At 70.0% G+C, this 19,162-nt stretch carries 21 protein-coding genes and 1 pseudogene; 16 read left to right on the top strand and 6 right to left on the bottom strand.

Going from position 1 to position 19,162, the window contains the following annotated elements:
- Both ACY34I_RS24680 and ACY34I_RS24675 read right to left on the bottom strand, forming a co-directional pair.
- Positions 1 to 429, bottom strand: coding sequence for a VOC family protein (locus tag ACY34I_RS24680; protein ID WP_148800047.1), 429 nt, complete (start codon positions 427 to 429; stop codon positions 1 to 3).
- Positions 430 to 513: 84 nt separating this feature from the next.
- A complete protein-coding gene (locus tag ACY34I_RS24675; protein WP_462757406.1) occupies positions 514 to 1,071 on the bottom strand; it encodes a hypothetical protein in 558 nt (185 codons plus the stop codon).
- A 239-nt stretch (positions 1,072 to 1,310) separates the two neighbouring features.
- Between ACY34I_RS24675 and ACY34I_RS24670 the strand changes: the two genes are divergently transcribed.
- Complete coding sequence (locus tag ACY34I_RS24670; protein ID WP_462757405.1) at positions 1,311 to 2,489, top strand: phosphotransferase family protein; 1,179 nt, start codon at positions 1,311 to 1,313, stop codon at positions 2,487 to 2,489.
- A 16-nt stretch (positions 2,490 to 2,505) separates the two neighbouring features.
- Here the strand turns inward: ACY34I_RS24670 and ACY34I_RS24665 are convergent, their stop codons facing one another.
- Positions 2,506 to 3,366 carry an AraC family transcriptional regulator gene (locus tag ACY34I_RS24665; RefSeq protein ID WP_462757404.1) on the bottom strand — a complete coding sequence of 287 codons (861 nt, stop codon included), beginning with the start codon at positions 3,364 to 3,366 and terminating at the stop codon, positions 2,506 to 2,508.
- 115 nt (positions 3,367 to 3,481) lie between these two features.
- Between ACY34I_RS24665 and ACY34I_RS24660 the strand changes: the two genes are divergently transcribed.
- The 4 genes from ACY34I_RS24660 (at position 3,482) to yidD (ending at position 6,225) form a co-directional block, all read left to right on the top strand.
- Complete coding sequence (locus tag ACY34I_RS24660; protein ID WP_462757403.1) at positions 3,482 to 3,781, top strand: helix-turn-helix domain-containing protein; 300 nt, start codon at positions 3,482 to 3,484, stop codon at positions 3,779 to 3,781.
- A gap of 209 nt (positions 3,782 to 3,990) precedes the next feature.
- On the top strand, positions 3,991 to 4,950 hold the full coding sequence (locus ACY34I_RS24655) for a hypothetical protein (RefSeq protein WP_462757402.1): 960 nt from the start codon (positions 3,991 to 3,993) through the stop codon (positions 4,948 to 4,950).
- Positions 4,947 to 5,762: a hypothetical protein gene (locus ACY34I_RS24650; RefSeq protein WP_462757401.1), complete on the top strand. Its 816-nt coding sequence runs from the start codon at positions 4,947 to 4,949 to the stop codon at positions 5,760 to 5,762. Before ACY34I_RS24655 ends, ACY34I_RS24650 begins: the two co-directional genes overlap by 4 nt.
- Before the next feature lie 85 nt (positions 5,763 to 5,847).
- Entirely contained in the window at positions 5,848 to 6,225 is a 378-nt protein-coding gene (gene yidD / locus ACY34I_RS24645; protein WP_462757400.1) for a membrane protein insertion efficiency factor YidD, read from the top strand.
- A 20-nt stretch (positions 6,226 to 6,245) separates the two neighbouring features.
- Here the strand turns inward: yidD and ACY34I_RS24640 are convergent, their stop codons facing one another.
- Positions 6,246 to 6,611: a VOC family protein gene (locus ACY34I_RS24640; RefSeq protein ID WP_462757399.1), complete on the bottom strand. Its 366-nt coding sequence runs from the start codon at positions 6,609 to 6,611 to the stop codon at positions 6,246 to 6,248.
- A gap of 132 nt (positions 6,612 to 6,743) precedes the next feature.
- On the opposite strand from ACY34I_RS24640, the gene ACY34I_RS24635 reads away from it, so the two are divergent.
- The 7 genes and pseudogenes from ACY34I_RS24635 to ACY34I_RS24605 all read left to right on the top strand — a co-directional run bounded on the left by ACY34I_RS24635 (position 6,744) and on the right by ACY34I_RS24605 (position 12,369).
- Positions 6,744 to 7,211 carry a hypothetical protein gene (locus ACY34I_RS24635; protein ID WP_462757398.1) on the top strand — a complete coding sequence of 156 codons (468 nt, stop codon included), beginning with the start codon at positions 6,744 to 6,746 and terminating at the stop codon, positions 7,209 to 7,211.
- Complete coding sequence (locus tag ACY34I_RS24630; protein ID WP_462757397.1) at positions 7,204 to 8,103, top strand: alpha/beta fold hydrolase; 900 nt, start codon at positions 7,204 to 7,206, stop codon at positions 8,101 to 8,103. Before ACY34I_RS24635 ends, ACY34I_RS24630 begins: the two co-directional genes overlap by 8 nt.
- A gap of 67 nt (positions 8,104 to 8,170) precedes the next feature.
- On the top strand, positions 8,171 to 9,418 hold the full coding sequence (locus ACY34I_RS24625) for an RNA polymerase sigma factor (protein WP_462757396.1): 1,248 nt from the start codon (positions 8,171 to 8,173) through the stop codon (positions 9,416 to 9,418).
- Between the two features lie 158 nt (positions 9,419 to 9,576).
- Positions 9,577 to 9,893, top strand: a pseudogene (locus ACY34I_RS24620) (hypothetical protein).
- The gene (locus ACY34I_RS24615; protein ID WP_462757395.1) at positions 9,890 to 11,308 is read left to right on the top strand and encodes an RNA-guided endonuclease TnpB family protein; all 1,419 of its coding nucleotides are present in this window, start codon (positions 9,890 to 9,892) and stop codon (positions 11,306 to 11,308) included. The pseudogene ACY34I_RS24620 and the gene ACY34I_RS24615 overlap by 4 nt, the downstream one beginning before the upstream one ends.
- Before the next feature lie 13 nt (positions 11,309 to 11,321).
- Positions 11,322 to 11,981: a DUF998 domain-containing protein gene (locus ACY34I_RS24610; protein WP_462757394.1), complete on the top strand. Its 660-nt coding sequence runs from the start codon at positions 11,322 to 11,324 to the stop codon at positions 11,979 to 11,981.
- Positions 11,982 to 11,994: 13 nt separating this feature from the next.
- Positions 11,995 to 12,369, top strand: coding sequence for a YciI family protein (locus ACY34I_RS24605; RefSeq protein WP_462757393.1), 375 nt, complete (start codon positions 11,995 to 11,997; stop codon positions 12,367 to 12,369).
- Between the two features lie 52 nt (positions 12,370 to 12,421).
- Here ACY34I_RS24605 and ACY34I_RS24600 read toward each other — a convergent pair whose 3' ends face one another.
- Positions 12,422 to 14,419 carry an FG-GAP-like repeat-containing protein gene (locus tag ACY34I_RS24600; RefSeq protein ID WP_462757392.1) on the bottom strand — a complete coding sequence of 666 codons (1,998 nt, stop codon included), beginning with the start codon at positions 14,417 to 14,419 and terminating at the stop codon, positions 12,422 to 12,424.
- Positions 14,420 to 14,516: 97 nt separating this feature from the next.
- Here ACY34I_RS24600 and ACY34I_RS24595 point away from each other — a divergent pair, with 97 nt between their 5' ends.
- Complete coding sequence (locus ACY34I_RS24595; RefSeq protein WP_462757391.1) at positions 14,517 to 15,284, top strand: PPOX class F420-dependent oxidoreductase; 768 nt, start codon at positions 14,517 to 14,519, stop codon at positions 15,282 to 15,284.
- 294 nt (positions 15,285 to 15,578) lie between these two features.
- Positions 15,579 to 16,154 (top strand): matrixin family metalloprotease, encoded by a 576-nt coding sequence (locus ACY34I_RS24590; RefSeq protein WP_462757390.1) that lies wholly within the window; start codon positions 15,579 to 15,581, stop codon positions 16,152 to 16,154.
- Between the two features lie 909 nt (positions 16,155 to 17,063).
- On the opposite strand, the gene ACY34I_RS24585 is transcribed toward ACY34I_RS24590, so the two are convergent.
- Entirely contained in the window at positions 17,064 to 17,675 is a 612-nt protein-coding gene (locus tag ACY34I_RS24585) for a TMEM175 family protein (protein WP_462757389.1), read from the bottom strand.
- Between the two features lie 268 nt (positions 17,676 to 17,943).
- Between ACY34I_RS24585 and ACY34I_RS24580 the strand changes: the two genes are divergently transcribed.
- Positions 17,944 to 18,441, top strand: coding sequence for a sigma-70 family RNA polymerase sigma factor (locus ACY34I_RS24580; protein WP_462757388.1), 498 nt, complete (start codon positions 17,944 to 17,946; stop codon positions 18,439 to 18,441).
- 11 nt (positions 18,442 to 18,452) lie between these two features.
- Positions 18,453 to 19,043, top strand: a complete 591-nt coding sequence (locus ACY34I_RS24575) for a hypothetical protein (protein WP_462757387.1) — start codon at positions 18,453 to 18,455, stop codon at positions 19,041 to 19,043.
- Positions 19,044 to 19,162 lie beyond the last annotated feature (119 nt).

The raw sequence follows: 19,162 nt of genomic DNA, 5'->3' as shown, positions 1-19,162 counted from the left end.
TCAGCCGAAGTCGGGCACGGTCAGCGAGCCGTCCGGGCCGAGCGGGAAGCCCGGGTTCCAGGCGATCTCCCACAGGTGACCGTCCGGGTCGGCGAAGTAGCCGGCGTACCCGCCGTAGAAGGTCTCCCCGGCCGGGCGGGTGACCGTCGCGCCCGCCTCCGCCGCCCGACGCAGGATCTCGTCGACCTCCTCGCGGCTGCGTACGTTCTGCGCCAGGCCCAGCCCGCCGAACCCGCCGGCGCCCCGGTCGGTCAACCCGGCGTCCGCGGCCAGCTTGTCCCGGCCCCAGAGCACCACCGCCAGCCCGCCGGCCTGGAAGAAGACGGTCTCCTCGACCTCCTGGCCGCGCCAGCCGAGGCGCTCGTAGAAGGTGCGGGCCCGGGCCACGTCGGCCACGCCGAGGGTGATGATGCTGACGCGCTGCTCCATGCCCCGGACGGTACCGGCGACCGCCGACATCGCGGGTCCGCTCCGTGGCCGCGCCGCCGTTGCCTCCGCCTGCGGCCCGGCCGGTCAGCGGTGTGGTTTGAGTGGAAGCAGGCCGGCGAAGACCAGGCCGGCGCCGACCGGCAGCAGGTCCAGGTTGACGGCGATGGCGCCGAAGCCGACCAGCACCAGCAGCGGCCCCCACGGCGGCAGCAGCCGCGCCACGGCCGCGCGGACCAGCAGCGTGAGCAGCCCCAGTTCGAACAGCGCCGGCCCGCCGAGCAGCACCAGATCCGGCGTGGTCACCGCGTCGGCGAAGCGCGGGAACAGGTCGCCGAGGATCACCCAGACGAAGCCGGCCGCCCCGACCAGGCCGGCCAGCGCGGCCACGTCGTCCACCGTGTGCAGCCGGGACGAGGCGGTACGCAGCAGCCCGTGCAGCCCCACGATCATCGCCCCGAATGCGACGATGCCGAGCAGGAACAGCGTGTGCCCGGTCATCCACGCCCACGCTGACTTGTCGCGGTGGCCGTCCAGGCCGTCGATCAGGCGGAGGATGCCGTAGCCGAGCAGCAGCAGCGACGCGGTCAGCGCCACCGGCCGCAGCCAGGTGTACGTGGAGACCCGGGAATCGGTCGTTGTCATTGCCTCAGCCTGTCAGCGGGGCGGGGCGGGGACATCGGGGTCGGACCCGTAGCGGTCCCGGAGTTTGTGAGCCTGATTCGGCTCGGGGACGCTCAGCCGATCTCTGGGACGAGGCGCGGCCCGGTCGTGGTGTCGTCTTGTCGCAGCTGCGCCAGCAGGGCGGAGATGGAGATCCGGGCGGCAACTGACGACGCCGTTAACTGCTCGCTCCATCGCGGTAGCGGCGTTATGGTCCCGGCGTGTCTCGCACGATCACCCTCGTCCTGGTCGACCGGGACGGCCGGCCGCTCGGCGCCCTGCCTGCGTTCGACGTGCCGGAGCCGTGGTGGCAGCAGATCGGCGCGATCGTCGACGAGGCCCGCCGCCGCTACGACCTCGAGGTGGCCGTGCTGCGGCTGCTCGCCGCCGACCGGCCCGAACCGCCCGGCGGCCACCTCACCTACCTCGGCCAGGTCACCGCGCCGCCGGCCGTACCCCTGGAACCGGTGGCGGTCGACCTGGCGCCGCATCCGCTGCGCGCCCCCTGGGCCGAACCCGGCGGCCCGGCCCGCAGCCTCGCCTGGGCCACCGCCGAACTGCACCGCCTCGGCCGGCCGGTGACCGCCGTCGAGCAGCACCGGACCTGGAACCTGTCCGCGATCTGGCAGCTCGACGGCGACCACGGCAGCGCGTGGCTCAAGCAGGTACCGGTGTTCTTCCGGCACGAGGCCGCCGTGCTGCGCTGGCTCGCCGCCGCCGCGCCCGGCACCGCCCCGGTGCTGCTCGCCGCCGACGACACCGGCCGCATCCTGCTCGACCACGCGCCCGGTGAGGACCGCTACGCCGCCGACGACACCGAACGTGCTGCCATCGCCGCCGACCACCACGCCGTCCAACTTGCCGCCGCCGACGACGTCAGCGCGCTGATCGCCGCCGGCGTACCCGACTTGCGCGGGCCAGCCCTGGCCGGCTGGATCCGTGACCGGCTCGCCCCGCATGACCTGTCCGTCGCCGCCGACCTGCTCGCCGACCTCGACGGCCGGCTGGCGGAGGTGGGCCGCTGCGGGCTGCCCGACACCCTCGTCCACGGCGACCTGCACCCCGGCAACGTGCGCGGCGACGGCGTGCGGCGCGTGATGATCGACTGGGGCGACTCGTTCGTCGGGCACCCCGCTTTCGACATCCTGCGGCTCACCGAAACCCTCGACCCGGCCGCCGCCGCGCCGCTGCTCGACGCCTGGGCCGCCCGCTGGCGGGCCGACGCGCCCGGCAGCGACCCGCACCGGGCCGTCGACCTGCTCCGCCCGGTCGCCCCGCTGCGGATGGCCGCCGTGTACGCGATGTTCCTCGCCGGCATCGAACCGAGCGAACACCCGTACCACGCCGGTGACGTGCCGGCCTGCCTGAAACGGGCCGCCGCCGAGACCACCCGAAACTGACGGCCCGGGCCCGGGATCAGACCCGCCGCACCGGGATCCACAGCTCCGCGTCGGCCTCCGTGCCGTCCGCCGACACCCGGACCTGCGAGATCTCCGGACCGGGACGGCTCTCGTACGGGTTCGACGGGAACCACTGGGTGAACACGTCCCGCCACAGGTACTGCACCGCCTGCGGGAACGCCCCCGACGTCCGGAACACCGCCCACGAACCGGCCGCCACCGGAAGGCTGTCCAGGTCATCGGGCGCGTCCGCGCCGGTCACCACCCCGTGCCAGTAGTCCAGCTCCGTACCCTCCGCCCGGTCGCCGGCCAGGTCGTCGCTGACGTTGACGATCCCGCGCGGCTCCTGATCCGACAGCGCCTCGATCCGGCCCACCGTCTCCCGGTCGATGCTCTTGACGAACGCCACGATGGACGGGTTCATCCCCTCGTGCACCAGCGGCACCCGCGCCTTCCGCCCCACCAGGCGGAACGCATCCTTCTCCACGATCCGATACTCCATGCTGCTGCTCCCTTCCACGACGAGTCGGAAGGACATCCGGGGCTGCGCGCGCAGCGGCGCCCCCGTACGCCGGGCCTCGCCCGGGCCGACCCCGTGCACCGCCCGGAACGCCCGGGCGAACGCCTCGTTCGACCCGTAGCCCCAGCGGACCGCGACGTCGAGCAGCGGCACCTCCCCGGCGAGGACCTCCGCGCCCGCCACGGTCAGCCGCCGCCGGCGCACGTACTCCGACAGCGGGATGCCGGCCAGCGCGGAGAATAGCCGCCGGAAATGGTGCTCCGACACGCATGCGATCCGCGCCAACTCGGCGACGTCGACCGGCTGGTCGAGGTGCCGTTCGAGGTGGTCCATGGCCTGGTTCAGCCGCTCCAGCACCCGGTGCTCCTTCCTCCGTTACGCCCTCGACGCTAGGCACATCCGACTCGACGGACCCGATCGCAGGCAGCCCGATGCGATCGGATCGGCTCCCGGGCGCAATAGCATCAACGCTATGGGCCGACGGCGTCACTTTGACGAGCTGCGACGGCGTCGGATGGCCGAGCCGGGGGCGGAAGAGGTGTACGCGGCGGCGCGGATCGCGTTCGAGCTGGGGCAGACCGTCCGCGAGCTGCGGGAACAGGACGGCTGGAGCCAGACTCAGCTGGCGCGGGCGGCTGGCATGACCCAGTCCGCAGTGGCGCGCTTCGAGGCCGGCGGCACTGTGCCCACGCTCGTCGTCCTCGAACGGCTGGCCCGCGCGCTGGACCGGCGGCTCGACGTTCGCTTCTTGCCGGCCGTCGACACGTTCTGACAACCGCCGGGCCTCGTGCGCGTCGAGCCCGTGCATGGCCCACAACGGCGGACGAACGGCTCGTGGGTCCGAGCGAGATCATGAGCTGACGTCTGGGCAGATCTTCGCGCCAGAGCCACAGCCGTGTTATAAGTATTATCTGAGGGGGACGGAAAATGCTTATATCGGCGACGGCGTGGAGGGCTCTGGTTGATGCCGGAGTCCTCGTCGTGCCGCTCGACGCCGATCACGTCGAGTTGCGGGTTGGCCCTCACCGCGGGGTCCTGAGAGTGGTGGCCTCGTCAGCTGTGCTCAATCCCAGCGACATCGCCCACCTGAAGAGTCGATTTCGGGACCAGGTCCTGCTCGTCGTGCCCTCAGCCACGCCCGTTGTCCGATCCGCAGTCGAGGCGGCCGGCTGGTCCTGGTTGGTCGACAACAGGCGGCAGGTCACGGGTCTCCTGCAGGTGGCAGGCAAGCAGGTGCCCATCGAGACGAGAGACGCCGATACCCTGCCCTCACGGGCCCGGCCGGGTCGCGTGCCGTGGGGCACCTTCACCCTAGTACGGCGGTTGGCTGAGCGACCCTGGGCCGGGCAGCAGCAGTTGGCGGCGGTCACCGGCGTCTCTCAGCCTCGCGTGTCACAGGCGCTCGCCGCACTGGCCGAACAAGGTCTCGCGCACCGAACGCCGGCCGGCTGGGACGTGACCGACATCGATGCGGTCTTCGACTGGTGGCTGAACTCGTACCCTGGGCCTGGCGGCCTGAGAACCCTTTGGTACGGCCTGGAACCGCCGGTGCAGCAGGCAGAAGCCGTCATCGGTCGGTTGACGAGCGGCGACCCCGGACGGATGGCGATCTCCGGTGACGTCGCGGCCGACCGCGTCGCCCCATGGCGAGCCCCACGTCGAGCGGTCGTCTACGCCCAAACCGGAGTGGACCTGACCAGCGCTGGCCTCACACCCGCCGACGAGGAGGACGCGACGGTGGAACTGATCGTGCCGAAGGATCCCGGAGTCTGGCCCCGCCGTCCGGCTGACGAGGCACCGGGGAGCGTGCCGTTGGCGAACCCGTTGCAGATCCTGTGGGACGTGGCGCGGGCTCCAGGGCCCGACACCGATGAGGCAGTGCGGCACCTGCGACGAACGCTACGGGACCGCCGGCGAGCGAGTGGGAGCCGGGCAGCATGATCGGACCCGTGCCACCCGGTGCAACGCCGCCCGGCGTGCTGACTCTGACCTCCACCAGCCGGGCGGCCGATGCCGGCTTCCGGACACTCGCCGACCTGTCGGCGATCTCCGCAGCACTGGAGTTGGATCACCGGATCGTCGGTGGACACATGGTCACCCTGCTCACCGCCGCGCACGGTGTCGCCGGCCAGGTGCCGATGCGGGAGACCCTTGACGCCGACTTCGCCGCGTTGCCCGCTGTCGTCGCAGATCCTCGGCTACCTCAGGCCCTGGCCGAGTGCGGTTACCGACGCGGGGATGCGGCGAACCGGTTCGTCCGCCACTACCAGGACAACCACGGGCCGCTGGATCTCGTCGTTGACATCCTTGCCCCGTCGTTCGAGAGCAAACTGGTGCCGAACCAACGCCACGGTGATCTCATCGTGGATGAGGTACCCGGACTGATCCTTGCGCTCCACCGCCCGGCCAGCTTGTTTCAGCTGGAAGTTCGCCTGACGAGTGCCGACACGCTGGCGCTACAGGTCGCTCTGCCCGACGTAGCCTCGGCGCTCTGCCTGAAGGCGCTCGCGTACCGGGGCCGCTTCGCCGCCAAGGACGCGGTGGACCTCTGGCGCCTCCTGAATGCTGCCTACGCTGCAGGGCTGACGGCGGAAACCTGGCCCACCAGCACCACCGGCCGTACGGCTGCCCAGATCCTGCACCGCTTCTTCGGGGCACCCAGCGCGACCGGCCTTACCCAGGTGTCCGCGACGCGGGCCGACTGGACACGCATGCAGGCGCTGGTGAATCACGTCGTCGCCCGACCCGCATGAGTCGACCAACACCAGGACTTGTCAGGGGCGCTGGCGTGATGCTTGAGGTGGCATCGCGGTGGCGCGGGTGTCGCATCATGGCGTCGTGATCAAGCTGAAGCGCAAGCGGCACCACAAGAAGAAGAGCCGTCCGGACTGCGACACCTGCGACGTCTGTGACTGCGACGGCCCGGACTGCTGCGACTTCGGGCTGTTCTCGTTTCTGCTGACGCTCGGCTCGGTGGCCGCCACCGCCACCCGGACGCCCATCGTGGACCGGGCCGGCCGGGCGGCCATCCTCGGCTACCGCCGCTGGCTGTCGCACCGCTGGCCCGGCCAGTGCCGCTACACCCCGACGTGCAGCGCGTACGGGCTCGCGGCGGTGGAGAGGTACGGCCTCGCGGTCGGCGGGCGGCTGGCCGCCGACCGGGTACGCCGCTGCAAGCCGCAGGTGCCGCGCGGCACCCACGACCCGCTGCGCTGACCGCCCGCCGGTCCCGTCGGCTACTCGGGGCGGTGGCAGACCGCCTCGACGTTGTTGCCGTCGGGGTCGCGGACGAACGCGCCGAAGTAGGTCGGGTGGTATTCGGGCCAGACCCGGGGCGCGTGCAGCACCTCCGCGCCGGCCGCGACCGCGGCGTCGTGGAACGCCTGCACGGCGGCCCGGTCGGGGGCGGTGAAGGCGATGTGTGCCTCCAGTGGTGCGGCCCCGGCGGGCGCGGGGACCAGCCAGAAGTCGGGGCTGTCGACGCCGTAGCCGATCGGGCCGGGCTCCATGATCCGGCGGCCGCCGAGCGGGGCCAGCACTGTGTCGTAGAAGGCGGCGCTGGTCGGCAGGTCGCGCACCATGACGGAGAAGTGGTCGAGCATGTGGTCTCCCTGCGATCCGTGATGACCGCGTCAGGCTACGAGCCGGCTACGACATTCAAGCGGTCATGCGCCTCCGCTTGACACCATGCGTCAAGTACTTGACGATAGCTGTCAAGCAACGAGGGAGGCGGCATGCCACCGATCGAAGAGGAACTGGTTGAGCAGCTCACCAGGTTGATCGACATCCGGCTGCTCGATCCGCTCGAGATCCTGGTCGACGGCCACCACGCGATCGACCCGCTGCGGGCTGTTGTCCGCGAGCGGGCGCGATCCTGGGCCGCCACGATGGTCAGCGGCGACGATCAGTCGGCCTACGGGGTGATCGCCCGGGCGATCTCCACGCTCTATCCCGGCGACGGCCCGTTCGACCCGCCCCTCGACTGGTGGCGAAGCCCGCTCGGCCAGATCGTCGCGCGGCGGGTCGGCCACCCCACCGCCGAATCGGTGTCGTACGCAGTGGCCGGCGCCATGCTCGGCATCACCCGCCAGGGCGTCCACGACCTGGCCTCGCGCGGCAAGCTCGCCCGCCACCCCGCCGGCGGTGTGCTGTCCGCCGCCGTCCGTGACCGACTGCTCCAGGAGGGAACCCGACGTGCCTGACACCTTCATCAGCTCCGGATCCGTGCCGATCGCCTACCGCGACTTCGGCGGGCCCGGGCGTCCGCTGCTGCTCCTGCACGGCGCCGGCGGCAACCTCGCCCAGATGACGACGCTGGCCGAGCAGTTGCGGCCGGCGTACCGGGTGGTCGCCGTCGACCTGCGCGGGCACGGGCGGTCCGGAGACGGCCCGTGGCGGTGGGACGAGGTGCTGGCCGACCTGGCCGCCGTCGCCGACGGCCTTGGTCTGGAGCGTCCCGCGGTGGTCGGCGTCTCCCTCGGCGGGATGGTGGCCGCGCTGTGGGCGCAGCGCCACCCGGAGTGCCCCGGCGTCGTCAGCCTGGACGGGAACCCGACCCTGGGCCGGCCGGAGCAGCTCGCCGGGATGGACCCGGAGCAGGCGGCGACGCAGCTCGCCAAGCTGCGGGCCGCGTTCGACGGGATGGCCGCGATGCTGGCCGAGCCGCTCACCGCCGAACAGTTGGCCGGGGTGCTGGCCGGGCAGCGGGCGATGGCCGAGCGGTACGGTGGCGCGCCGGAGGAATGGGTGGCGGCCTTCGAGCGCAACCTGGTGCCGGGCGACGACGGCCGTAGCCGGCTGCGCCCTGGGCCGGAGCTGACCGGGCAGCTGCGGGAGGCGATGGAGTCGCTCGACCTGATCCCCGCCTACCGGGACACCCGCTGCCCGCTGCTGCTCGTCCTCGCCACCGAGGACCTGCCCGAACAGCAGGCGTTCCACGAGTTGTACGCGGCCTACCGGCGGGCCACCGCCGAGCGGCTCGCCGCGCTGGACAATCCGTCGCTGCGGGTGCTGCACCTGGCCGGCGCCAGCCACGCGATGGTCGCCGAACGGCCGCAGGAACTCGCCGCCCTCATCACCGACTTCCTCCGCTGACAGCAGCCCGGGACACGGACGGACCCCGGTACTGGCGAACGTCGGACCGGGCTGCTGTCATGGGCGCATGGGGGAGTCCGAGACACGGCGCACCGTCGAGGCGGTGTGGCGGATGGAGGCCGGGCGGGTCGTCGCCGGCATCGCGGCGATCGTTCGCGATGTCGGCCAAGCCGAGGAGTTGGCCCAGGACGCCCTCGTAGCCGCGCTCGAGCAGTGGCCGCGCGACGGCGTACCGGCCAACCCGGGCGCGTGGCTGATGACCGTCGGCAAGCGCCGGGCCCTCGACGCGCTGCGCCGCCGGCAGACCCAGCAGCGTACGCTCGCCGAGCTCGGCCGTGACCTCGACGAGCAGGTCACCTCGGACTTCGACGCCGCCGTCGAGGACCGGATCGAGGACGACCTGCTGCGGCTGATCTTCGTCTCCTGCCATCCGGTGCTGTCGCCGATCGCCCGGGCCGCGCTCACCCTGCGGCTGCTCGGTGGCCTGACCACCGGCGAGATCGCCCGCGCCTTCCTCACCACCGAGTCCACCGTCGGCCAGCGGATCACCCGCGCCAAGCAGAACCTCGCCACCGCCCGCGTGCCGTTCGAAGTGCCCGGCCCGGCCGAGCGCGCCGAACGCCTCGACTCGGTGCTGGAGGTCGTCTACCTGATCTTCAACGAGGGGTACGCGGCCACCGCCGGGGACGACTGGATGCGCCCGGCCCTCTGCCAGGAGGCGCTGCGGCTGGCCCGGCTCCTGCAGGGGCTGATGCCCGACGAGCCCGAGGTGCACGGGCTGGCGGCGCTGCTGGAGATCCAGGCGTCGCGTACGCATGCCCGCACCGGCCCGGACGGCCAGCCCATCCTGCTGAACGAGCAGGACCGCAGCCGCTGGGACCAGCTGCTCATCCGGCGTGGCCTCGCCGCCCTCGACCGGGCCCGCGCCGGCCAGGCCGGCCCGTACACCCTGCAGGCGGAGATCGCGGCCTGCCACGCGCGGGCGCGTACCCCGCAGGAGACCGACTGGGCGCGGATCGCGACCCTGTACGCGGAGCTGGCCCGGCTGGTGCCCTCACCGGTGGTGGAGCTGAACCGGGCGGTCGCCGTCGCCTACGCCGACGGCCCGGCCGCCGGCCTGGAGCTGGCCCGCACGCTGGCGGACGAGCCGGCCCTCGCGGGCTACCACCTGCTGCCCACGGTGCTCGGCGACCTGCTGGCCAAGCTGGGCCGGCGCGACGAGGCCCGGCGCGAGTTCGAGCGGGCGGCGTCGCTGACCGGCAACGCCCGGGAGCGGGCGCTGCTGCTCGACCGGGCCGCCGCGTGCGAGGGGTAAAAATCTTGAAACGAGATGTCGGATCCCGGTCGGCCCGATCGACGCGTCAGTGAGAGCCGCCGACGAGGAGCAGTGACTAGTGGTTGCTTTCCTTTCTATGTCTGTCCACAATAGACTGCTATGGGTAGCATGCACCTGATTGCGAGTTTGCCGAGCGGGTGGGCCGCTCGGGTGAGTACGGTGCGCCGGTGGGAGGCGGGGGGTCGGATCGCGGCTCGTCGTCTGCCGTCGAGTCAGCGGTATTTCGACGATTCTGATGTGCGCAGGGTGTTGCAGCCGGGCTTCGACGCCGACCGGCGGAAGTCGTGGTGTACTGCCGCGGCTCGTCGCCAATCAGGAGTCCGTGGCCCCACAGCAGGAACTGGTGGACGACTTGCTGACGGTCATGCGCAGCTTCTCTGGCCGGCTGGACGGTCTGCAGCGTTACGAGAAGGAACTCGAAGGGGCGGAGCTGGCCGTGGGGGATGAGCGGTGAAGGTCACCCGCGTCGCCTACTCGGCCCGGCTGAACCCAGGCAAGTACGCCGCGCTGGTGGAGCAGGCCCGCCGGTTGGGTCGGGTGCGTAGCGAGGTGTGGCAGCGGTACGGGTCGATCAACGGTGTCGGGGCCGGGTTGCGGGACCGGCAGGTGCGGGACCGGTGGCTGGCTGACGGCACGCACGCGTCGTTTGGTGTGTTGGCGAATGCGTGGAAGGAAACCGTCCGCGACGCCATGGCTGACATCGCCGCGAACCTGGAGGCGGCCAAGGTCGACGTCCGGCGGGCGATTAGCCGACGCACGAGCGATCCGGTCGAGCGCAAGCGGATGTTCACCGCGTTGAAGGCCGACCAATGGGCTGATAATCCGTTCCTGGCGCGGCAGATGCGCAAGCACTGGAAGCGTGGCCGCAACCGCGCGCACGATCAGATCGTGGTGCGCGCCGACAACTACAACACGATCGTCGACGGGTGCGGCCGGTTGTGGCTGGCGGTTCCCGGTCTCGAACCCCGGCGGATGGTCCGAATCCCGTTGTCCACGACGGTCGCGCCGACGGGCACGTTGCGGCTGATCCTGCGCGGCGGGCGGGTCGAGGTGCACTACCAGATCGACGCGTCGGGGATGCGGTCGTCGCAGCGGCCGTGCGGCGACCAGAGGGTCGGGGTGGACAAGGGCTACACCGAAGCCCTCACCGACTCCGACGGCCAGCCCCACGGTGAACAGCTTGGCGTGCTGCTGTCCAATGAGTCGGATCGGTTGAAGGAACGCAACCGGCGGCGGGCGAAGCTGCGCTCGATCGCCAACACCGCCGCGCTCCGTAGTGACCACGCGAAAGCGCACCGGATCAAGGCCAACAACCTTGGCACCGTGAAGCGGGACCGGCAGGCCGCCCGGCACCGGGCGCGGGTGCGTACGGAGATCTTCACCGCCGTGCACAAGGTCGTCGACAAAGCGAACACGGTGATCGCCGAGGACCTCACCAAACGCTTCACCGGTCGCAAGAAGCTTCCCAAGAACGTCAACCGGCGTCTCGCCGCGTGGACCAAAGGAGTTACCGCCGAGGCGCTGAAGAGCGTGTCGGAGCGTAGAGGTTCTGCGCTCGTTCCCGTCAACGCCGCCTACACCTCACAAACCTGCCACCACTGCGGCGCCTTCGGGCGACGTAGCGGGGACCGGTTTCACTGCACCCGGTGCGGGGTGGTGTGGCAGGCAGACGTGAACGCCGCGATCAACATCCTGCACCGAGCCGGCGACCCCGACATCGCCCTGCACACCCCACACCATGTGGTGAAGCAGATCCTGCAGGAACGGACCGATCGCCACCGGACCAGACTGCCGGTCCAGGACTCCAGCCCGGCAACCACCGGACGGAGAGCGAAACATCCGAACCACTCAGCAATGAGCAAGAAGTAGGAAGCAGATCGACATGACCAGTACGACGCTGCCGCAGGCCGGGACGACCCGGGTCGTTCCGACCGCCGCCCTGCTCGCTGGGGGGATGGCCGCCGGGCCGCTGTTCGGGGTGGTGGCCGCTGCCCAGGTGCTCACCCGCGACGGCTTCGACCTGAGCCGGCAACCGCTCAGCCTGCTCGCCCTCGGCGACCACGGCTGGATCCAGATCGCCAACTTCGTCGTCTCCGGGCTGCTGGCCCTCGCCGGCGCGGCCGGGCTGCGCCGCGCGCTGCGGGGCGCGGCGGCCCGCACCTGGGGGCCGGCGCTGGTCGCGGTGTTCGGCGTCGGCATGATCGTCGCCGGGGTGCTGCGCGCCGACCCGAGCATGGGCTGGCCGGCCGGCGCGCCCGAGGGCAACCCGGAGACGATGAGCTGGCACTCCGTCGGCCACGGTGTCGGGGCGATGCTGGCGTTCGGGTCGCTCACCATCGCGTGCCTGGTGTTCGCCCGCCGCTTCCAGCGGCTCGGCGCGTGGGGCTGGGCGCGGTGCTCGGTGCTGTGCGCGTTGGCGACCGTGATCGTCATGGCGTGGCCCGACCAGGGCAGCATCAGCATCCGGATGGCCCTGGGCTCGGTCTTCATCCTCGGTTGGCTCACCGCCGTGTCCGCGCGCGTCCGCGCGGACCTTTCCTGAAGGGAACCCTGCAATGCGCTACATGTTGATGCACAAGTTGGACGAGAACACTCCGGGCGCGTTCGACCCGAGCCCGGAGTTCATCAAGCAGATGGGCGCCTTCATCGAGGAGGTGGCCAAGGCCGGGATCCTGCTCGCCGCCGAGGGGCTGTGCAAGAGCAGCAAGGAGGACGCGTCGCGGATCACCGCGACCAAGGGCAAGACCACCATCACCGACGGGCCGTTCACCGAGACCAAGGAACTCATCGCCGGGTTCGCGCTGCTGGAGGTGCGGTCGAAGGAGGAGGCGGTGGAGTGGGGTAAGCGTTTCATCAACGTCTTCATCGACCACGGGATCGACGTCGAGGTCGACGTCCGCCGGGTGTTCGAGGGTCCGGGGCAGGCCTGAGCGGAGACGGCGGGCGGCACCGGTGTTGCGCCGGTACCGCCCGCCGTCGCGCTCACGCCCCGGGAATCACCACGAGGCCGTTGTTGTAGTCGGCCAGCAGCACGTCCTTGTGCCCGTCGCTGTTGATGTCACCGACCGCCAGACCCCGGTGCTCGTAGTGGGTCGCGTAGTACGGGTTGGAGCCCAACTGCTCCCGGCCCAGCCGGCCGTCGGGCCGCTGGAGCATCACCCCCACCCGGTACCAGCCGCCGTGCGCGATCACCACGTCCAGGCGCGAGTCGCCATCCATGTCCTCCAGGACCAGCGGCTCGGGCATGTCGTACGCGACGTAGATCTGCCATGCGCCGAGCGTCCTTGCGGTGTCGTGGGTGAGGACGGAGATCCGCGGGTCCGGCATGTTGCCGGTGACGGTGAGTACCACGTCGGCCCGCCCGTCGCCGGTCACGTCACCGGCCGCGAGGGATCGTGCGTCGATTTCCTGTCCCTGCGGCACGGGAATGCCGGACGGCGGGGCGAAGGTGCGCGCCGACGTCTGCTCGACGACGATGACCTGCCGTCCGTCCAGGCGTACCAGGTCCAGGCCGGGGCCGCCGGTCACATCGGCGATGCCCAGGACCGAGCCGGACAGCGGAGTGGCCACGGTGACCGGCGCGGCGAACTCGCCTGCAGCGGTGCCGTAGCGCACCAGCACCGACTCGTTGATGGTCGCCACCAGGTCGAGCTGGCCGTCCCGGTCAAGGTCGACGGCGTGCACGTCGCCCAGGGCCGCGCCGAACGGCAACGCCACGGGGGCGGACAGGCCGCCGGCGGACTGGCGGTACAGGTCGAGCCCGTCGCCGGAGGCGACAAGCAGCTCGTTGCGCCCGTCCGCGTCGACGTCGGCGATGACCGGGACCATGCTGCCGCCGGTCGGCACGGTCGTGGCGTATCGGACGGGCGCGGCGAGCCGGTGCTCCGGCAGTTGGACGTAGAGGTAGACGGAGTGGTTCAGGTCCCCGGCGTCGGCCTGGATGCCCGTGGTGAGCACGACGTCGGTGAGCCCGTCACCGGTGAGGTCGCCGGCGGCGATCGCCGTCTCGGTCGAGCCCACTTCGGCCGCCTCGGCCGGGCCGAAGGACACCTTCCCGTACGCCGGATCCACCTGGAGCGGCACATCAGCCGACGAGCTGCCCCCGTTGTTGGACATGCCGCCGTAGCCCTCGAACCGGGCGTAGTAGGTCACCGAGCTCGACTTCGGGGTGATCACCACAGCGCCGTACCCGTGCCAGAGGTCGGCCTGGCCGACGACCTCGCTGCCGGAGACGAAGACCACCTTGCCCCACGGCTCGGCCCCGTCGGCCCGGCTGACCCGCGCCGACAGCGCCACCCACTGGCCCTGCTCGGACCGGGTCGGGTTGACGGCGATCGTGGTGGACGTCGCCGGCCCGCTGTACGCCGACCCGGACGCGAACGGCCCGGCCGCGCCGCTGTCGGTCAGCGCCCGCACCTTGTACTGGTAGTAGTACCCGTCCGTCCGCCCGGTCTCCCGGAAGGAGGTTGTGGTGGTCGAGGTGATCAGCGTGTCCCCGTCGATCGGGTGGTGGCGCCAGATCTCGTAGCGGGCCGCGCCGGTCACCGCCGTCCAGGTGAGATCCATGGTCGACGGCGTGCCGGTGAGCCGCAGGCCGGTGGGTGCGGGCAGCACCGGGAGGGTGGTGGCGCTGGCCTGCGGCGACTGGCCGGACAGCTTGTTGCGGTACTCGGCCTGCACGACGTAGTAGTACGTGGTGGCCGGGGCGAGCCCGGAGTCCAGGAACTCCAGGCCGGTGCTGCTGCCGACCTGGGTGTAGGGGCCGCTCGACCCGGTCGATCGGGAGATCCGGTAGGCGGACGCCTGCGGGGCGGCCTGCCAGCTCACCCGGATCTGGGTGGAGGAGACAGCTGCGGCGCTCGTCGCTGGTGGCGGGTAGATCGCCGGCCCGGCCTGCGCCGGCGTTGCGGTCAGTTGGGTTACCGCGACGAGCGCCGCCACCAGGGCGATGCCGAGTCGTCGCAGGGATGTGCGCGCCATCAGGCGTCCTCCGTCCCCGTTCTAGATCAATCCGTTGATTACGGCGTCACACCGTCATGGCACGTCACATCGCCGGCCGCCAGCCCGTCCCACCGGCATGAGAGCACTGGTACGCGCGGTGGCCGCGCTGCTCGGCGCGGCGTCGCTGGTCGTCGGGGTGTGGGCGTTGGCGTCCCCGGACTCGTTCAGCTCGGCGGTCGGGTTCCCGCCGCACGAGCACTTCGTGCACGACGTGGGGGCGTTCCAGCTCGGCATCGGGGCGACCTTGCTGCTGGCGCTGATCTGGGCCGACGCCCTGGCGGTGGCGCTCGCCGGCTACCTGGTCGGCGGGGTCGCGCACACGGTGTCGCACGTGATCGACGCGCACCTCGGCGGCAGCGCGGCGCAGACCTGGACGGTCGGGTTGATGGCGGTCCTGGCCCTGGCCGCGCTGGTCGCCCGGCTGCGGCAGCTCGGCTGGGTGGTCGGGTACGTCGATCCCGCGCCGGCTGCGGCCTGGGCGCCGCTGCTGCGGCAGAAGACTGTCGCGCTCACGACGTACAGGCGGGACGGGACGGCCGTGCCGACGGCGGTGAGCGTCGCCGTGGTCGGGGAGCGGGCGTACGTGCGCAGCTTCGAGAAGGCGTGGAAGACCAAGCGGCTTCGCAACAACCCGCGGGTGAGCGTGGCGCCGTCGACGGCGCTGGGGAAGCCGACGGGTCCGGCCGTGGAGGCGGTGGCGCGGCGGTTGAGCGGGGCGGAGTATCGGGCGGCCAGCCGGGCGCTCGTACGCAAGCACCCGATGCTGCACGGGGTGCTCGTGCCGTTGATGCACCGGCTCGGGCGGGCGAAGACCGGCCGCACGGTGCATTTCGAGCTGAGCTGAAGGTCTGGCCGATCGTTCCAGCCGGTCCGCACTCCTTGCTGCTGGGTGACGGCGATTGGCCACGTGTGCGGGCCTGTTGATTGTCTCAAACTCGATGTGTGTGAGTCGTCGCGCCAGGTCGTCGGGCACCGGCGGCCCCGCCCGCCTGGTCAAGCCCTTCTTCCTGGCGGACACCGACCAATCTGCTGCGCAGAGCAGAGCCGGGCGACCCGAGGTTACGAGACGTCGCTTAGTCATTGACGACGTTGGATTATCATGTCAAGATCTGACAATCACTCCCATAGAAGGGTCTCCATGAATCTACGTAAACTTGGCTCGGTGGCAGTAGCTGCTGCGGTCGTCGTCGGCGGTGTACTAACTCCCGCTTCCCCAGCCTCAGCCTACGCCCTCCTGGGCTGTAAGTTCTCTACCCCAGCCCTAAAATGGAAGGACAGCACCACAACGTCCGGTTATGCTAGCGTTGCGACGGCTAGCGCAAATGCATGGACGAACACGTCGACGCCGGTTTCGCTCACTAAGGCCACGTCGGGTGCCAACATCACCATCGCCAACGGAAACTTCGGCAATTCGGGTTATGACGGCATCACCCTCGATGGCAACCAAAACAATCCCAGTTGCGGATCGAGTGGCTTGTGGAGTATCGGCCTCGTCACTTGGTGGAACTCCTACTACACTGACGGCTATTCAAGCGCAAAGCGTCAGAGCGTTATGGTTCACGAGCTGGGTCATGCACTTGGTTTGGCACACTCTTCCGCAGGCTCTTGTACGAATGTGCCGATCATGCAGCCCGACACCTATACCCGCTACGACGTCTGCAGACTGACAACTCCCCGGGCAGGCGACATCGACGGCGTGAACTTCCTGTACTAATTGGGGTCACGACATGGGGGGCGACCGTCTGTGATGAGCCTCAGAAAAAGCACGATTCTCGTGTTAACCTCGCTCGTTCTTACGGGTCCGCTTGTTGCGGCCTGCGGTATGGGCACTCAGCCCAACGGCACACAGGACTCGAAAATTAACGTTAGCCGGTCTGTTACCTACCGCTCGATCTCCGAACTGCGTAAGGACAGCAGCGCCGTAGTTGTTGTATCCCCGACATCGGCCTCGACGGGAGATCTCAACGGCATACCGATCACCATCACGCAAGTTGAGGTCAAGTCTGTTATTTCTGGATCAACGGACTCCAGCCGCCTCTCCATTCAACAATTCGGCACGAGTGCCGTGCCCTCTCCGTTGACCTCTCCACTGCTGAGGGCTGGCAAGGATTACCTACTTTTTGTCAGTCCCTTTCATCTTGAGCCGAATGACAGCACTGGTCGCTTCACGATTACTGGCGACCAGGGAATATTCGAGCTCCGGGACGGAGTCTACCGAAACGTTGGTGTGGCTACGGAATTGCCTACCACGGTTGACCCAAGATCGGCAGATCTTAGGAGCTAGGTGGACGGATGCGGAAGAGAGCCCTGGTGATTAAATTCAGGGTTCTCTTCCGCGCGTCCATGTGGCCCCTGTAACCGCTGGTTTCGGCCACACGGTGCTTGCTCGGCATTCGGAATATGCAATTAGACCGCGTGATTGCACAGGTCCCTGACTGCAATCCGAGCCCTACACCCTGCAACGCTGCACGCTTTGCACACCAGGAAAGGGCGTCGATGACCAGTTCAGTGGCGGACGCCGGTTGCCGAGGACTGCCGCCAGCGGCCGGCCACAGACAAGTCGCCCGAGGTCGCGGATGGAGCGGATCCCGCCGCACGGAGCGCCCAGAAACTTGTGCGCTCCTCAGCCCTGGGTTTCGTGCTGACGGATCACCCGGTCGATGCGGCGGTCGGGGACGACCCACATGATCGCCACGGCGACGAAGCAGGCCAGGGCAATCCCCACTCCGACATGCCCGCCCGGGACAAGCAGGGCGCTGAGGATCCCAACGGTGTAGAACACCGGGGAGACCTTGCCCTTGAAGTCGGTGCCGACGGCTCGCCGCAGCGGCGACTCCGGTCCCTGCTGGTGAATAATCACCGTCTGGAGCACGAAGTAGGCGATGGCCGCGGCGAACAGGTTCAGACCGTAGATGACGACCGGGGTTCGCTCGAACCTCGAGTCGTCCATCCAGGCCGTCGTGAACGGGAACAGCGAGAGGCAGAACAGCAACGCCAGGTTCGCCCACAGCACCCCGCCCCTGACCCGCTGCACAAGATGGAACATGTGGTGGTGGTTGTTCCAGTAGATGCCCACATAGACGAAGCTGAGGAGATACGTCAGCAGCCCGAGGCCGCTGGTGTGGACGAGGTCGGAGAAGCTGTGACCCTCCGGCACCTTCAGCTCAAGCACCATGATCGTGATGATGATGGCAAGCACGCCATCGCTGAACGCCTCCAGCCGGCTGGTCCTCACCGCGCCACCGCCCTTCTCCGTCAGGCACGCGGCCTGACCTGCTACGGGACATGCACACTAAACGTTGCGACGAGGTGCAGGTAGGGCCGCCCCACGGAGATTCTTGTCGTTGGTTGGCGGTTGTGGCGGCGGTACCACCGCGCGAACCCGGTCCGCCCTCGGGCGTTGTTCCGAGATGTGAGCGGCGACCGCACCCTCGGATGCCGCTCGCACACCGGCAAAATTTTCTCGCCGAATTCGGCCGGACGGTAAGGGTGCCGGCGCTCTGATGCGTGTACGGCATGTGGGACGTGAGCACGCACAGTTCGCAGAGTTCTACCGGCTCCACCGTGCCGCCTGCCTGAAGGCGGTGGTGGCGGCGACCGGTGATCGTCAGGGCGCTGAGGACCTGGTGGCGGAGGCTTTCACCCGGGCCTGGATGTCTTGGCGGAAGGTCAGCCGGCACCCGGCCCCGCAGGGATGGGTGGTCCGTACCGCCCTGAATGCGAGGGTGTCGGCGTGGCGGCGACGGCGCCGGGAGGTCGCGTTGGCCGACGTGCACGACGTGGTGGTTGACCGGGACCCGGGCGGCGTGGACGCGGCGCTGATGGCGGCGTTGCGGCAGTTGCCCGCCCGACAACGCGAGGTGGTCGCGTTGCGGGTCTTCCTCGACCTGGACACCCGTGCCACCGCTGAGGTGCTCGGCATCGCTGCGGGAACTGTCGCCGCTCACCTTTCGCGGGCCGTCGCGGCGCTGCGTGGCCAACTCGCCCCTGCCAAGAGCTGAGGAGAATGAACGTGCGAGACGAAGACGTATTGAATGCGGTGTCGGACGGGTTGTCCGGCCTGGACATGCAGCGGCCGGCGGAGGAGATCGTCGCCGCGGGCAATGCGCGCCGCCGGCGCCGGGCTGGCGTGGTCACCATGGCCGCGGTGGCGCTCGCCGCGGGGCTGGCGGTGGGCGTGCCGTCGCTGGCCGGCTCGGGGCCGGGTGCGCCGCCGACCGTGCAGCGGCCGGCCGCCACGGCCCCCGTGCACCCGGCCGCGTTCTCGTTGGTCAGCAATGCCAACGGCACCGTGGCCCTGACGCTGTCGAGGAAGCAACTCGCCGACCCGGACGCGGTCCGCAAGGCGCTCGCCGACGCCGGGGTGCGGGCGAAGGTCACGACCGATGGCACGATGTGCAATTCGGTCCCGGCCCCGCGCAACATGGGGGCGGTCTTCCCGTCGACGAAGCAGCAGCCCGACGAGGTCGTCGTGGTGATCGATCCGGCGGCCATGAAGGCCGGGTCGGTGGTGGTCATCCATTTGGTCGAGTCGGATGGCGGGGTTGTCGCCTTCGGCCTCGCGTGGGAGGACAAGTTGGTCTGCTCGAAGCCGCGACGGTGACGCGCGTCGCCTTCGTCCCGGGCCTGTTGCGAGCTGTCGGGCGCTGAGTTCCGTCGAGCGGGAGCTGACCCAGCGGTTTGCCCGTTGCTCCGTTCGGGTGCGTTTGTTGTCGGCCAAGT

The organism is Micromonospora sp. RTBAU3-60, from assembly GCF_054963695.1.
The sequence above is the reverse complement of the archived record's forward strand: the minus strand, read 5'-3'. Positions and strand labels throughout refer to the sequence as shown.